This is a genomic window from Streptomyces sp. NBC_00576 (genome assembly GCF_036345175.1).
Classification (GTDB): Bacteria; Actinomycetota; Actinomycetes; order Streptomycetales; family Streptomycetaceae; genus Streptomyces.
In genome coordinates this window covers 4,513,833-4,529,268 of sequence record NZ_CP107780.1, presented here as the reverse complement: position 1 = coordinate 4,529,268, position 15,436 = coordinate 4,513,833, and the positions used below count along the sequence as shown (strand labels likewise).

The window sequence follows — 15,436 nt, the reverse complement described above, 5'->3', positions numbered from 1 at the left end:
AGGTCCTCGGGTGGTTGTCTGGATGGCGGGCCCACCGCACCGCACTGATCATGCATTTACAGGTCATGATCACCGACTGGGCCTGACGATCGCTACCGCAAGGAATACCTGATGAAGCACGTATCGCTGGGCGGACTGGATGTTTCGCGCATCGGTCTGGGCGCCATGACGATGGCCGGCACCTACACCACCGGCGGAGGGCTCGACGACTCCGAGTCGATCCGGACCATCCACCGGGCGCTGGACCTCGGGGTCACCCACATCGACACCGCCGAGATCTACGGCCCCTTCCACAGCGAGGAGCTCGTCGGCAAGGCCATCAAGGGCCGGCGCGACGACGTCGTCGTGGCGACGAAGTTCGGGCTCGTCTCCCACTCCGGTGGCGGCCCCGGCGTCACCGACAGCAGCGCCGCCAACGTGAGGACCGCCGTCGAGGGCTCCCTCAAGCGGCTGGGCACCGACCACATCGACCTGTACTACCAGCACCGCGTCGACCGGAGCACGCCCATCGAGGAGACCGTCGGCGCGCTGGCCGAGCTGGTCGCCGAGGGCAAGGTGCGCCACATCGGGCTCTCCGAGGCCGGCCCCGAGACGATCCGCCGCGCGCACGCCGTGCACCCGGTGGCTGCACTGCAGACCGAGTACTCGCTGTGGACCCGCGACGTCGAGGCCGAGATCCTCCCACTGCTGCGCGAGCTCGGCATCGGCTTCGTTCCGTACTCGCCGCTCGGGCACGGCCTGCTGACCGGGCAGATCCGCACGGTCGACGACTTCGCTGACGACGACTGGCGCAAGTCCAACCCACGCTTCATCGGCGAGAACTTCCAGCGCAACCTGCGCATCGTCGACGAAGTGCAGGCCATCGGCGCCGAGATCGGAGCCACCCCCGCGCAGACCGCGCTGGCATGGCTGCTGACCCGCGGCGACGACATCGCCCCCATCCCCGGCACCCGGCGGGTCGCGCGCGTCGAGGAGAACACGGCCGCCGACGGCATCGAGCTCAGCGCCGCTCAGCTCGACCGCCTGAACAACCTCACCCCCGCCTCGGGTGAGCGTCACAACGAGGCGAGCATGGCCGGCATCGAGGGCTGACCGCTGTGCGGCGCAGTCTCCGAAACGACTGAGGCGGCTGCTCGCGCCGGGCACGAGCAGCCGCTGATTCCGCCGGTATCGGCGTCCAGGATGCGTTCCCCGGCAGGGCTCGCGGCCATTGCGGTCGCGAGCGGTGTTGCGATGCAAGTCGTTGTGTGATGCCCGACGCTGCCTGCGTCAGTTCCTCTTCTCGCCCCCGTACAGGCGCTGCTGCGGTCCCGCAGCAGCATTACCGGCACTGGCACTGGAGAATGGTCGTTGCCTGGCGAGGCCAACACGCCATCTATTGCGTCGAGAGGTAACTGAGCCTGAGTGCAATCCTCAGCAAACCCCGTAAGGCGGCCGTGATGGCCGCCGCGGTGTGCGGCATCCTCGGAGCCGCGCTGTTCTCGCAGGCGCCGGCCTACGCGGGCTCTGTGCACGGCTCGACGAGCTGCTCCGCAGGCTCCGTCTTCAACGGATCGACCTGTGTTCCTCGATGACCGAAGGTGAGGCCTCCGGGGTGGTTGGGCCTCGCTCTCTGCCACGCCGGAGGCCTCGCTGTCACGGACGATGAGCGGCTGACCGGGCGGATCGCCTCTATGCGCCGGGGCTGTGTCTGACGGGCTTCGTATGAGGCTGGGCGCGGGCCTGCTTTGCAGTCGCGTGCGGACCGCCGCGTGACGCCCATTTCGTCATCGATCGGCCGACTCGGCGGCGCAACGGAAACGGGTCGCAGAATCACGAAGTTCTCGACCCCCGCGATACGGCCGGAAGACGTGTTCTTCGTCGGCCGTGTAGAACGACAGCGGCAGACAGAACCCACGATAGAGAATCGACCTCGAAAAGCGACCGCCTCCCGATCGCAGTTCTGACTCAATGCGGTCCATCAACGACCAACAGATCGAATAACCGTGGGCCGACTGTCTTGAGCTGTGGGTGCGGTTGGGCCTGCTCGCTTGAGAGGTAGTTGCGGCAAGGCCGATCCACTCCGGAGCCACGGAATCCGTCGAACCCAGGTGCCGACCGGGGTCCGGTTGGCACCTGGGCGTTCCGATGAGCCGGGCTGCTACTTCTCCGTCAGCGGTGTGACGGCGACCTGGTCGATCACCGGCGCGTAGGGGGATCGCTGGTCGTACTGGTTGTAGGTGTCGCCGTTGAAGTCGGGCAGCTCCTCGGCTGTGAAGGTGAGTCGGTTCGTGCCCTTCTTGAGGGTGACCGGGACGGTCAGGTCACGGAAGCTGTTGAAGTGGAAGGTGGTCGGGAACAGGATCTGGCGTGCCGGTCCACCGTTGACCGAGAGGTCGGCGTGGCGGGCGATCGGGTCGGGGTTGTAGTGGGTGGCGGGTGCCTGTTCGGCGTTGGAGTAGCGGATGGTCACCGCGTGCTGTCCGGCCCGCTTGGCGACGATGTCGAGGGTGAGGGCGTTGGCCTTTCCGTCTCCGATGTCGGTGACCGCCTTGCCGCCGGTGGCGAAGGTGTACGCCTCGGTGGCCTTGGCGGCGCCGCTCAGGGTGCCGCCCTCCGCCTGGTACACCTTGGTCGCCAGGTTGCCGCTCGACGCCGCGACCCGCAGCCGGTCGAGGACCAGGTTCTTCTTGGTGCCGGTGACGGTGATCTTGTTGATGCCCGCGGACAGGAAAACCCGTACGACGTCCGTGCCCTTCTTGCCGGCGCCCACCTTGGGGATATCGAGCGTGTCGCCGTTGAGGGACACCTTCGCCTTGCCGCCGCCGAGGTGGTCGAGGGAGACCGTCGCCTCACCGTCGGTGGAGGAGTGGACCCAGAAGGTCGCGGAGGCGCCCTTGGGCAGCGGCACCGCGCCCGGTCCCGAGGCTTCGGGGTGGGTGTAGCCGGGCCGGGTTCCGGTGAGGGTGGCGTACTCGGCCTCGTAGATCGCCGGCCGGGTCACGTTGTCGTCGCGCAGGGCCAGGTCGATCTTGTCGATGATCGCGTCGCCCTTGGTGACGCCCAGGTCGGCGTCCTTCGCGGCGAGCGTGATCTTGTGCTTGCCGGCAGTCAGCTTCACGGTGGTGTCGGTGTGGCCCCAGACCACCCACTTGTAGCCGAGCGTCAGGCGCAGCTCCTGCGGGTCCTTGCCGTCCACGCGCAGGAAGACGTTGGTGGGGCCCTGTTCCCTCACCCGGCCGTCCAGGTTGTAGGAGTTGGCGAAGACGCTGAGGTCGTAGGTGCCGGTTTGCGGGACGTCAACGTCGAAGGAGAGCACGCCGTCGGAGTCGGTGCGCAGGCCGCCGACGTTGTAGTTGCCGCTGGTCGCGAACTTGCCGACGTTGGAGGGTGTGCCCTCGGGTCCGTTCTTGGAGTAGCCGCTGCCGGTGTAGGTGGCGTTCTCCGCCTCGTAGGACTTCCGCCAGCTGACGGAGGGCTCGGCCGGCTCTCCGCCGTTGCCGCCGGGGGAGAGGATGACCTGGTAGGCGGACATCTCGTTCATGCCGGTCATCGGCAGGGTCACCGTGCCGTCCGTGCCGACGGTGACCTCCTGGTCCGCGAGCCGCAGCGGTTCGGCCGAGTCGCCGACCTGCCCGGTCCAGGGGATCTCCTGCACGGTGGCGTGCACCGTCTTCCCGAACAGCTTCGGGTCGACGTTGTCGAAGACGACGTTCGCGTCACCGCTTTTGCCGCCGAAGAGCGCCCGGGACTGCTTCTTGTCCGCGTCGAGCGTGGCCACGCCCTGGAGCGTGTACTGCTGGTTCGGATGGGGAGCGGTCACCTGCACCGTGTGCCCGGACATCTGCCCGTAGGCGTTGAACAGCCACCACTGGCCGTTGCCCTTGTTGGCGTCGACGGCCGAGTCGTTGAGGTTGCCGTCGATGTTCCAGTACGCCAGGTCGGCGTCGATCTTCGACTCCTCGATGGCGGAGACCCACTGAATGACCTGGCCGGGCACGGAGAGGTGGTAGTTGTGGCCGTACTCGTTGACGTTGATCGGCAGCGGGTCGATGCCGACCTCTTTCTCCCACTGCCGGTACTTGGCCACGCTGGTGCGGACCGCGGCGGGGCTGGACAGCTCGTGCCAGGTCATCACGTCCGGGACGACGTCATTGGCCTTGGCGTACTGCAGGAAGCCCTTGACCTGGTCGAAGAGGAGGGAGGTGTTCGGGCCGGCGATCCGCGCGTCCGGGTCCAGGCTCTTGATGAGGTGGTAGGTCTCCTTCCACGCCGCGAAGAAGTACTGCGGATTGTTCAGCCAAGAGACGTTGTTGTAGCTCCACGCGCCCGAGCCGAACATGTTCCCCTCGGGTTCGTTGAAGGGGACGTAGACGACGTGGTCCTTGTAGTCGCCCGTTGTCTTGACCTGAGCGACCTGCTTCTTGATCTTCTCCTTGAAGTCCGCGAGCCGCTCGGGGCCGTTGGCGCCCGGCCACTGGTACGGGAACCCTCGGTAGATGTCGGTCATGTAGATGTAGACGTCCTTGCCGCCCGAGTCCACGAACGGCGGCAGGATCTCCAGCGCGTCCGCACCCGGGTGCTGCGGCCCGTCCTGCGCCTTGGTGGACACCGTGCGCAGGTGCATGCCCTCGATGAGGTTGCGGCTCGGCGCGCCGTCGCCGTAGATCCCGTACAGCGAGCCGGAGGCACCGCCGTGGAAAGCGCCCGTGTCGGTGGCGAGATCGATGACGAGCTGTTCCGGATCGGCCGCCTGGGCCGTGCCCGCGGAGGGGATGGCGAGCATGGTGGCGAGGACTGCGGCCATGATGACGCCGGCTCCCGTCGTTCTTTGTCGTTGTCTCACTGAGGTCTCCGTGGATTCCATGACATCTCGGATGCTGGATCGGATGCGTTTCATGCGGGACGGGGCGGGTCCGTGCGGTGGTCCGGCCATGTCCCGCCAGGGGGTGAGTCGGTTCGACATGGGCCGCGCGACAGGAGCCCCCCGGTTCGGCGGCGCTCAGGTTCCGGGTTACGGACGCACTCGGCCGGCCTTCGGGAAGCGAACCGCATGCCGTTGCGGCGGGTGCGCCGAGTCAGCGAGGCACCACCGCCACGTACGAGCGCGACGGCCACTCGGTGGCATCCGCCGCCCGGAGGGGGAGCTCTGGGCGGCGGATGTATTAGGGGGTAAGGGCCCCGGCGACGCTCCGACGTGTGAGCGGCGCCTCGACAGCGGTCATGACCTCTTGATGGTTCGTCGAACCGGTTCGGGGAAGCTAGCATCGAGGAAACCAGCCAGCAATACCCCTGACATAGATCTCTTCGGTCGGGCATGGCCGGGCGTCCCTGGCGGCGCGGGGTGTCCCGTCCCGCCGAATGCGGCGCCCGGCCTCCTGGTGAGGGCGTGTGAACCCAGGCTGACCAGGCGTCACGCCTCCGCATGTCGAGGTTTCCGGCCCGTTACGAGAAATTTGACGCGGGGCGTTGACACTCGTCCGAGTTGCTCCTACCTTCACTTCACGCGAACCGGTTCGATGATCGGTGTCTGGCCGATTTTGTTCGCTGGAATCATCGAACCGATTCGACCGCTCTCAGCAAGGAGTCCCGTGAACATCGGTGAGATCGCCAAGCGGGCCGGTGTCTCGCGGAGCACCGTGTCCTACGCCCTGAGCGGGAAGCGCCCGGTGTCCGAGGACACCCGCCAGAGGATCCAGCGGGTCATCGACGAGCTGGGTTACCAGCCCAACGCGAGTGCGCGGGCCCTGGCCAACGGCCGGACCAACACCATCGGTCTGGTCTTCCCGCCCGCCGGGAACCACTACACCGGCATGCAGCTGGACTTCATCGGCAGCGTCACCGAGGCCGCCGCGGCCCACGACTACGACGTGCTGCTTTCTCCGAGCGGTGTGGACAGCGACCGCTCGTTCCAGCGGCTGCTGGGGGAGCGGCGGGTCGACGGCACGATCCTGATGGAGATCAGGCTGGAGGACGACCGGCTCGACCATCTCACCGCGGTGGATTTCCCCTCCGTCGCCATCGGCCGCACCGCCCACCCGGAGGGCAGCTGGTGGGTGGGCCTGGACCACACGGCACTCGCGGCGGCCTGTGTGCACCACCTCGCCGATCTCGGTCACCGCCGGGTGGCCTTCGTCAACCGGCCCGAGCAACTGCTGCGGGCCGGGTACGAGTCGGCCCGGCGCGGGCTGGACGGGTTCACCAAGGCCGCAGCGGAACGCGGGCTCACCGTCCGGACGTACTGCTGCGGTGACGACGCCGCCTCGGGCCTGGCCTGTCTGGAGCGGATCCTGCACGACGACCCGGCCACCACGGCTCTGGTCACTTTGAACGAGGCCGCGCTCGGCGGGCTGTACCGGGGGCTGGCCGAGGCCGGTCTCCATGTGCCACGCGACTTCTCCGTCACCGGAGTGGTGGCCAGCAGGTGGGCGGAGACGGTGACCCCGCAGCTCACCGCTGCGGACGTGCCGGCGGAACAGATGGGCCGCCTTGCCGTCGACCTGCTCGTCGAGCGGCTCGACCACCCCGGCACACCGGCCCGGTCCCACCTGCTCGCGCCGCCGATTTCGTTGCGAGCCAGCACTGGGCCCGTCGGCGCCAGGTCGGCCGACCCGGCTCCGGACTTCGGCGTCCAGACGCACCCCTGACTATCACCCCGCACACTCCCCTTCACCTCCGCACCCCGTACCGGCCGACTACGCAAGTCACCGTCCGGGGGCGGCGAGGCCGACAGGCCCCGATCACCCTCCCAGGGCACACCTGTGCCAAAAACCATGAGGAACACGCAATGAACCGATCTGCCAGACGGCGTCTCACCGCCGCAGTCCTGACCGTCGTCGCCGTCACCGCCAGCGCCACCGCCTGCGGCTCCGGCAAGAGCGACACCTCCGCGAAGGCCGCGGACGGCGGCGGTACGTACACGATCTGGGACCCGTACCCGCAGTTCGACAAGAGCTCGGCGTGGGCGAAGCTGCTGGACGCCTGTGGCACCGAGGCAGGCGTGAAGATCAAGCGGACCGCGTTCGACACCAGCGACCTGACGAACAAGGCACTGCTGGCGGCGCAGCAGGACAACTCGGCGGACGTCCTCATCGTCGACAACCCGGTCGTCTCCACCCTGGCCGAGGCAGGGGTGCTGACCACGACCGACGACAACAAGATCGACACCTCGGCCGTCGACGCCAACCTGCTCGGGGCCGGTCAGTCGGGTGGGAAGACGTACGGCACGCCGGTCGGCGCCAACACCCTCGCCCTCTACTACAACAAGGCGGTGCTGAAGGAGGCCGGCGTCGACATCGCCTCGGTCAAGGACTGGGCCTCGCTTACGGCGGCGCTGGCGAAGGTCGAGAAGGCCGGGAAGAAGGGCATCACCTTCTCGGCGATCGGCACGGAGGAGGGCAGCTTCCAGTTCCTGCCCTGGTTCTGGGGCTCGGGCGCGCAGCTCACTGACGTCGCCTCGTCCGAGGCGACGTCCGCGCTGTCGCTGTGGAAGGACTGGCTGGACAAGGGCTACGCCCCCAACTCGGTCATCAACAACACCCAGACGACCAGCTGGCAGGAGTTCGCGAGCGGCGACTACGCGTTCGCCGAGAACGGCACCTGGCAGCTCGCCAACGCGCAGAAGGCCGGCTTCGAGTACGGCGTGATCCCCGTCCCCGCCTCCACCGGGGGCAACGCGGCGGCCCCGACGGGCGGCGAGTTCGTCACCGTCCCGGTCCAGGGCGAGACCGGCCGCTACGCCACCTCCCAGAAGCTCGTGACCTGCCTGACCAGCACCGACAACCTCCTCGCCACCGACACGACCCTGTCGTACGTGGCCCCGACCACCGAGGTGCAGGACAAGCAGGTCGCCGCGAACGCCGAGCTCAAGCCGTGGGTCGACGCGGTCAAGGCGGCCAAGGGACGCACCAGCGACGACCTGGGCACCAAGTACCCCAAGATCTCCGAGCAGTTGTGGAAGGCGGTCCAGTCCGCGCTGAGCGGGTCGGCGTCACCGAAGGACGCGCTCACGGCCGCCCAGTCCGCCGCCAAGTAACCAGTGCCAGAGGCCCGTTGATGAACCGCACGACACCACCGCCGGATGCGCTGCCGGCACGCGGCCGGAACGGGGCGGCGACTGCCGCCCCGCCCCCGGCCCGCGCCGCCACGCGTCGGCGTCCCGCCTCCCAGCAGTGGGCCGCCTGGGCCTTCCTCGCCCCGGTCACCCTGTACCTCGTCCTCTTCTACGCCTATCCGCTCTACCGCAACATCGATCTGAGCCTGCGCAACTACACGGTCCGCTCGTTCGTGCAGGGGGACGCGCCCTTCACGGGCCTGGCGAACTACAGGGCCGTCTTCGATGATCCGACGTTCGCTCCGGCGCTGCTGCACACCGTGGTGTTCACCGCCGTGTGCCTGGTCTTCCAGTACGCGATCGGGCTGGCTCTCGCCGTCTTCTTCAACCAGCACTTCCGGCTCTCGGCCACCCTGCGCGCCCTGTTCCTGGTGCCCTGGCTGCTGCCATTGATCGTGTCGGCCTCCACCTGGTCGTGGATGCTCAACAGCGACTCCGGCGTCGTCAACGCCACCCTGCACGCCGTCGGTATCGGTCCGGTGAACTGGCTGACCTCGCCGTCCTGGTCGCTGGCCTCGGTGATCATCGCGAACGTCTGGATCGGCGTCCCCTTCAACCTGGTCGTGCTCTACAGCGGCCTGCAGTCCATCCCCACCAGCCTGTACGAGGCCGCCGCCCTCGACGGCGCGGGCCCCTGGCGGCGGTTCTGGAGCATCACCTTCCCGCTGCTGCGCCCGGTGTCCGCGATCACCCTGCTCCTCGGCCTCGTCTACACGCTCAAGGTCTTCGACATCATCTGGATCATGACCAAGGGCGGCCCGGCCGACTCCTCCACCACCTTCGCCACCTGGTCCTACCAGCTCGGCTTCGGCAACCTGCTGCCCGCCTTCGGCCCAGGAGCGGCCGTCGGCAACCTGCTCGTCGTCGCCGCCCTGGTCTTCGGCCTGATCTACCTGAAGGTCCAGCGAAAGCAGGCCCTGTCATGACCGCAACCGCCGTTGACACCCTGAAGCGCCGCGACCGCACGTGGGTCAAGACGACCGTCGGCGTCCTCCTCACCGCGGTCATGCTCTTCCCGGTGTACTGGATGGTGAATGTGTCCTTCACCCGTGACCAGGACATGCGCAAGTCCCCGCCCGATCTGTTCCCGGTCCACGGCACGCTGGAGGGCTACCGCGCCGTGTTCGACCAGCAGTTGCCCTACCTCGGCACGAGCCTGGTCATCGGCCTGGGCACCGTCGTACTGACCGTGGCACTGGCCGCGCCCGCCGGCTACGCGCTGGCGAAACTCCGCCCGCGCGGCGGGGGTGTGCTCAGCTTCCTTCTCCTGGTCGCCCAGATGGTCCCCGGCATCATCATGGCGATGGGCTTCTACGCCATCTACCTCAGCCTGGGCCTGCTCCAGTCCGTCCCCGGCCTGATCATCGCCGACTCCACCCTGGCCGTCCCCTTCGCCGTACTGATCTTCACCGCGTTCATGTCCGGCATCCCCGGCGAGCTGATCCAGGCCGCGCAGATGGACGGAGCAAGGGCCCTGCGCACGTTCTGGTCGATCGTGCTGCCGATGAGCCGCAACTCGATCGTCACCGTGTCACTGTTCGCGTTCCTGTGGTCCTGGTCCGACTTCATCTTCGCCAGCACCCTCGCCAACGGCGGCGCCCACGAACCGATCACCCTCGGCATCTACCACTACATCGGCAACAACAACCAGCAGTGGAACGCCATCATGGCCACCGCCGTCGTCGCCTCACTGCCCGCCACGGTCATCCTCGTCCTCGCCCAGCGCTACGTCGCCGCCGGCGTGACCGCCGGCGCCGTCAAGGACTGACCCCGGACCGTCGCCCCGCCCGGCCGACCGCCGATCACCCCTGCTCAAGAAATGAGTGCCGCCTTCATGACCGCCGTTCCGTCCGGCCCGGCCTTCTCCGTCCACGACATCCCGTTCAGCGCGCACGGCTCCTGGTTCGGCATCTCTCCCGTACTGGCGGAGAAGACGCGCGCCGAGGACCTTCACCTCGTCTCGCACCAGAACGGCATGCACGCCGTCCTGAGCCTGATCCCCCTCGACGCGGCGACGGGCGAGCGGGCGGAGACCCGCGTCGAGGCGACCCCGGGCCTGCTCAGCTGGACGGGTGCGGACGGGCGTATCGATCTCGCCTACGAGTCGCCGGACACCGTACGCGTGCACGGCACCGGTCTCGGGTTCGGCATCAGCGCGGCGGCTCGCGCCCTGACCCCGTTCAGCGGGACGTACTTCTACCGCGACCCGGTGGACGGCGCGCACGTGTTCACCTCCTACGAGACCGGGCGCCGCTACCGCGTCACCGTGCTGTCCGGCACGCTCGCCGACGTGACCGGCTCCCAGTCCCTGGGCGCCGGGGAGCGCGGTCTCACGGTCACCGGCGGGGCCGACGGCTCGTGGGAGGTCGCGGTCGAGGAACTCGACAGTGCGCGAGCGCCCTTCCGCTCGTCGGCGTCGTTCGGAGAGGTCGTGGAGGCCTCGCGGCAGTCGTTCGCCGAGTTCCTCGACGCGGTCGCCCCATGGCGCTCGGCCGCCACCCCGGCCGCCCAACTCGCCGCCTACGTGGTGTGGTCGGCGACCGTCCGCCCGGCGGGCCTGGTCACCCGGCCCGCCGTACTGATGTCCAAGCACTGGATGGACAAGGTGTGGAGCTGGGACCACTGCTTCAATGCCCTTGCCCTGGCCCCCGGTTGCCCCGGTCTCGCCTGGGACCAGTTCTCACTGCCCTTCGACCACCAGGACGAGACGGGAGCCCTGCCCGACTCGGTCACCCACTCCGAGGTCCTGTACAACTTCGTCAAACCGCCCATCCACGGCTGGGCCTTCGGTCACCTGCGCCAACGGCTCCCCGAGTCGCTCACCCCGGCGCAACTGACCGAGGCGTACGACAGACTGACCCGCTGGACGGACTTCTGGCTCACCGCGCGGCGTGCACCCGGAGCCGCCCTGCCCCACTACCAACACGGCAACGACAGCGGCTGGGACAACGCCACCACTTTCGACCCCGCCCGCGTGGCCGTCACCGCCGACCTGTCCGCCTTCCTCATCCTCCAACTGCGAGAGCTGGCCGACCTGGCCGCCGAACTGGACCGGCCCGACGACGCCCGCACCTGGACGCGCTCGGCTGACGCGACCCAGGCCGCGATGCTCGACCAGCTCTGGACCGGCGAACGGTTCGTCGCCCGCGGTGTGGACAGCGACGACACCTGGAGCAGCTCCAGCCTGCTCGACCTGATGCCCATCGTGCTGGGCGAGTACCTGCCCGAAAGCGTCAGCAGCGTCCTGGCCGACCGCATCGAGGCCCACCTCACCTCGCACGGTCTGGCCACCGAGCTGCCCACCTCGCCGCACTACCGCTCCGACGGCTACTGGCGCGGCCCGATCTGGGCCCCCGCCACCGTCCTCATCGAGGACGGCCTGCGCCGCGCCGGCCACGAACGCCTCGCGGACGAGATCAGCACCCGCTTCCGAACCCTGTGCGAAACCTCCGGCTTCGCCGAGAACTTCGACGCCCTGACTGGCCAGGGACTGCGCGACCGCGCCTACACCTGGACCGCCAGCAGCTACCTCCTCCTCGCCCGCGACGCCCAACAGCGCCGCGCGGATGCCGGGAGCAACGCCACTGCCACCACCGTCGCCTGACCAGCGAAGCGACAGCCCACCCACACGTCCGGCACGGGGGCCGGCGCAGCAACGAACCAGCCGTACCCCTGAAGGGACGTAAGCACATGCCACGAATCGGGCAAAGGCGCTCGACTACGAGACGCCTCCTCCACGGCATCACTCGAACACTGATTCCACTGACCGTCATAGCCGCCGCCACCACCGCGACGGCGACGCCGGCCTCCGCCGCCACCCCCACCCTCACCGTCGACCTGGGCACCACCACCGGAGCCCTCCACTTCGGTGCCTCCGGAGCGCTCTACGGCCTGTACGGCCCCGACGTGCCGACCAACAACCTCATCGAGGGAATGGGCCTCCAGACCACCAACACCAAGGCCCAGGACGGACAGCAGCACCCCGGCTCGGACGCGCTGGAGATCGCGAAGCCCTTCGCGGACAGCGGCGGCAAAGACATCATGATCTACATGACGGACGTGTACCGCACGTTCAACTACGAACGGACCAACTACGCCGCCTACCAGGCCGCGATGAAGACCCAGATCCAACAGATACTGGCCAGCCCCTACAAGGACCGGATCGTCCTCGTCCCCTACAACGAGCCCGACGGCATGTGGTTCCAGGGCATGCGCACCCAGGCAGGGCCGCTGGCCGCCTTCAACGCCGAGTGGCTGCAGACCTACAACTTCATCAAGGGTCTCTGGCCCACGGCACGAATCGCGGGCCCCAACGTCTCCAGCTACACGGAGTCCGCCCTCAAGGGCTTCCTCACCTACTGCAAGGCCAACAACTGCCTGCCCGACATCGCGACCTGGCACACCCTGGGCAGCCCGGCGGACGTGCGCAGCACCGTCGACAACTACCGTGCGGCCGAAACCTCGGTGGGGATCGGCTCGCACCTGCCGATCAACCTCAACGAGTACGCCTTCCGCTACCACCTGACCGACCCCGGCCAGATGGTCCAGTGGATCTCGGCGATCGAGGACGAGAAGATCGACGGCAACCTGCCGTACTGGAACATCAACGGCAACCTCGGCGACTCCGCCGCCGCCCAGAACACGCCCAACGCCCAGTGGTGGCTGTACAACTGGTACACCTCCATGAGCGGCAACACCGTCAAGGTCACCGGCGCCGAGAACGACGCCGCGTACACCCTCCAGGGCCTGGCGAGCCTGGACACGGCCAAGAAGCAGGCCCGCGTCATCCTCGCCGGGGGCGGCACGAGCGGTGCCTCCGACACGGTCATCAAGAACATCGACCCTGCGGTCTTCGGCAGCACCGTGCACGTCAGCGTCTTCCAGGACCGCTACAGCGGCTATATCGGCGCGGCGGCCACCCCGACCCGGCTCTCCGACGCCGACGTCGCCGTGGGATCCGACGGCTCGATCACCCTGCCCATCACCCTCGACGCGATGTCCGCGTACGAGGTGATCGTCTCCCCGGGCGGCACCGGCAGCACCACTGCCTCCGACAGCACCTGGTCGGCGAGCTACGAGGCCGAGAACGCCACCCTCAGCGGCAGCGGCTACAACATCAACACCGAGGGCACGCCCAGCAGACTCGACAAGTTCGCCACGTCCGGCACCAAGGACGTCGGCGGTCTGCGCACCGGGTCCACGACGGTGATCTCCTTCCCCGTCTCCGTCCCCACCACCGGCGACTACAACCTGTCGGTGTTCGGCAACAGCTACGCCAAGGACGCCGACGTCAAGGGCCCGACGAACGTGTATGCGCGGGTCGACGGCGGCGCCTCGACCAGGATCGACATACCGGTGGGCTTCCAGTGGGTGGTGTGGGGCCACAGTGACACCACCGTGCACCTCACCGCGGGCAGCCACACCATCACCCTGGCCACCACCGGCGACAACAACGCGAAGACCGTCGGCGACGCCATCATCGACAAGATCGACCTCCAGTACCAGGACGCCGCCGTCCAGGGCACCACGCTCTACGAGGCCGAGCAGGCCAACCTCTCCGACAGCGCCACCGCCACCTACACCTCCCAGGGCCAGTCCGGCGCCGGTGCGGTGAACCTCACCTCCGGCAAGTCCGCCACGTTCTGGGTCTACTCCGAGCGGGACGGCTACGCGGACCTGACGGCCCGCTACCGCAACACCGGCCAGGCCGCCCTCACCGTGAACGGCAAGGCCGCCGACGACCAGACCCTCTCCGGCGCGACGACAGGCGCCTGGTCCACCTCCGCCAACCGGGTCTACCTGAGCGCCGGCATCAACAAGGTCAAGGTGACCGGCACCAGCGGCACCCTCGCCCTGGACGACCTGGCCGTCACCCCGTTCAGCGCCGATGACGCCGTCACCACCGGCAACGTCGTCACCTACCAGGCCGAGAACGGCACCCTCACCGGCACCGCTGCAGCCGACACCACCTACAGCCAGGCCAACGGCGGCGTCGTCACCGGCATCGGCAACGGAACCGCCAACTCCCTCACCCTGAACGTCAACGCGCCCGAGGCCGGCACGTACGCCATGACCATGCGCTACGCCAACGGCGAGGAACTGCCCTCCAACCACTACAACCCCGACCTGTACGCCCTGCACGCCGACGTCAGCGTCAACGGCGGTGCCGCCAAGCGCGTCAACTTCGCCAGCACCCTGCACTGGAACCAGTTCAACGACTACACCGTGCCTGTGACCCTGACCAAGGGCGCCAACGCCGTCAAGTTCACGGCCTCACAGCTGTACGACTACGACGGCACGACCATCGGCCTGGTCTACTCCGGCGGCGGCAGCGACATCGGCCAGCCCATGCGCTCCAGCTCCGCACCCCACCTTGACCAGGTCTCCTTCGCACCGGCGGCCCTGCACATCGGTGCCTCGACCGGCTTCTCCTCCACGGCCGTCGCCCAGCACAGCTCGCTCTGCCTCGAAGACCCCGCCCAGTCCACCACCGACGGCACCCAGTACCGGCAGAACACCTGCGGTACCGGCCAGGAACAGGTCTTCGACTTCCACCCCGTCAGCGGTGCCACGGACACCTACACCGTCGTCAACCACTCCAGCGGTAAGTGCCTCGACATCTCCGCTCTCTCCACGGCCAACGGGGCCGCCGTCCAGCAGTGGACCTGCCTCGGCGCCGCCAACCAGCGGTTCACCCTCAGGCCCGTCACCGCACTCGGCAACAGCCAGGACTACCAACTGGTCGCCCTCAACAGCGGCAAGTGCGTCGACGTCAGCACCATCTCCACCGCACCCGGCGCCCTCGTCCACCAGTGGACATGTGACACCGGCAGCACCTTGACCACCAAGAAGAACCAGATCTGGCGCCTGCTCGGCAAGAGCTGACGCCCGGCATCCTGTGGGGTCTTCCGGCTGGCTCCGGCGGGCCCCACAGGTAAGGTCGGGCCCGACGCGTACCCGATGCCTCGTAAGCCGCGGGGCGTCGAGGGACGGCCTCGATCGGCTCAGCGGGAGAGTGCCCAGCGTGGCGGGTGGCGTTCGCGGAATGCGTGCATGCCTTCCGCGGCCTCCTCGCGAACAGGTTGGCGGAGAGTTTGACCAGCGTGAGACGGTCGAACGCCCCGAAAACCTTGTCGGCATCAGTGACCTGCCGTTGGGCGAGATATCCGTCATGGGCCGCGGGGGCCGTCCTCCGCAGGCACCATGCCTCGCCCGATCAGTGCTGGACAGGCACAGCCGCGCGCCCTCCATGCGAGGCGTCCCTGGTCGGGAAGTTCCCCGTTACCAGTCGGCAGACCCTGGCGGGGAGCAGAGCACCAGTTCAAAACTCCGTGTGCTCGATGC

General features: G+C 68.3%; 8 protein-coding genes. 7 read left to right on the top strand and 1 reads right to left on the bottom strand.

The window, feature by feature from the left end:
• The first annotated feature begins 111 nt into the window (after window positions 1-111).
• Window positions 112-1,092: an aldo/keto reductase gene (locus OG734_RS19215; protein ID WP_330288746.1), complete on the top strand. Its 981-nt coding sequence runs from the start codon at window positions 112-114 to the stop codon at window positions 1,090-1,092.
• Window positions 1,093-2,140: 1,048 nt separating this feature from the next.
• Here the strand turns inward: OG734_RS19215 and OG734_RS19210 are convergent.
• Entirely contained in the window at window positions 2,141-4,786 is a 2,646-nt protein-coding gene (locus tag OG734_RS19210) for a cellulosome protein (protein WP_330288745.1), read from the bottom strand.
• Between the two features lie 784 nt (window positions 4,787-5,570).
• On the opposite strand from OG734_RS19210, the gene OG734_RS19205 reads away from it, so the two are divergent.
• The 6 genes from OG734_RS19205 (at window position 5,571) to OG734_RS19180 (ending at window position 14,977) form a co-directional block, all read left to right on the top strand.
• The gene (locus OG734_RS19205; RefSeq protein ID WP_330288744.1) at window positions 5,571-6,626 is read left to right on the top strand and encodes a LacI family DNA-binding transcriptional regulator; all 1,056 of its coding nucleotides are present in this window, start codon (window positions 5,571-5,573) and stop codon (window positions 6,624-6,626) included.
• A gap of 140 nt (window positions 6,627-6,766) precedes the next feature.
• A complete protein-coding gene (locus OG734_RS19200; RefSeq protein ID WP_330288743.1) occupies window positions 6,767-8,014 on the top strand; it encodes a sugar ABC transporter substrate-binding protein in 1,248 nt (415 codons plus the stop codon).
• Window positions 8,015-8,034: 20 nt separating this feature from the next.
• Window positions 8,035-9,018, top strand: a complete 984-nt coding sequence (locus OG734_RS19195; protein WP_330288742.1) for a carbohydrate ABC transporter permease — start codon at window positions 8,035-8,037, stop codon at window positions 9,016-9,018.
• Window positions 9,015-9,860 carry a carbohydrate ABC transporter permease gene (locus OG734_RS19190; protein ID WP_330288741.1) on the top strand — a complete coding sequence of 282 codons (846 nt, stop codon included), beginning with the start codon at window positions 9,015-9,017 and terminating at the stop codon, window positions 9,858-9,860. The genes OG734_RS19195 and OG734_RS19190 overlap by 4 nt, the downstream gene beginning before the upstream one ends.
• 66 nt (window positions 9,861-9,926) lie before the next feature.
• Window positions 9,927-11,696: an amylo-alpha-1,6-glucosidase gene (locus tag OG734_RS19185; protein WP_330288740.1), complete on the top strand. Its 1,770-nt coding sequence runs from the start codon at window positions 9,927-9,929 to the stop codon at window positions 11,694-11,696.
• A gap of 86 nt (window positions 11,697-11,782) precedes the next feature.
• On the top strand, window positions 11,783-14,977 hold the full coding sequence (locus tag OG734_RS19180) for an RICIN domain-containing protein (RefSeq protein WP_330288739.1): 3,195 nt from the start codon (window positions 11,783-11,785) through the stop codon (window positions 14,975-14,977).
• The last annotated feature ends 459 nt before the right edge of the window (window positions 14,978-15,436 follow it).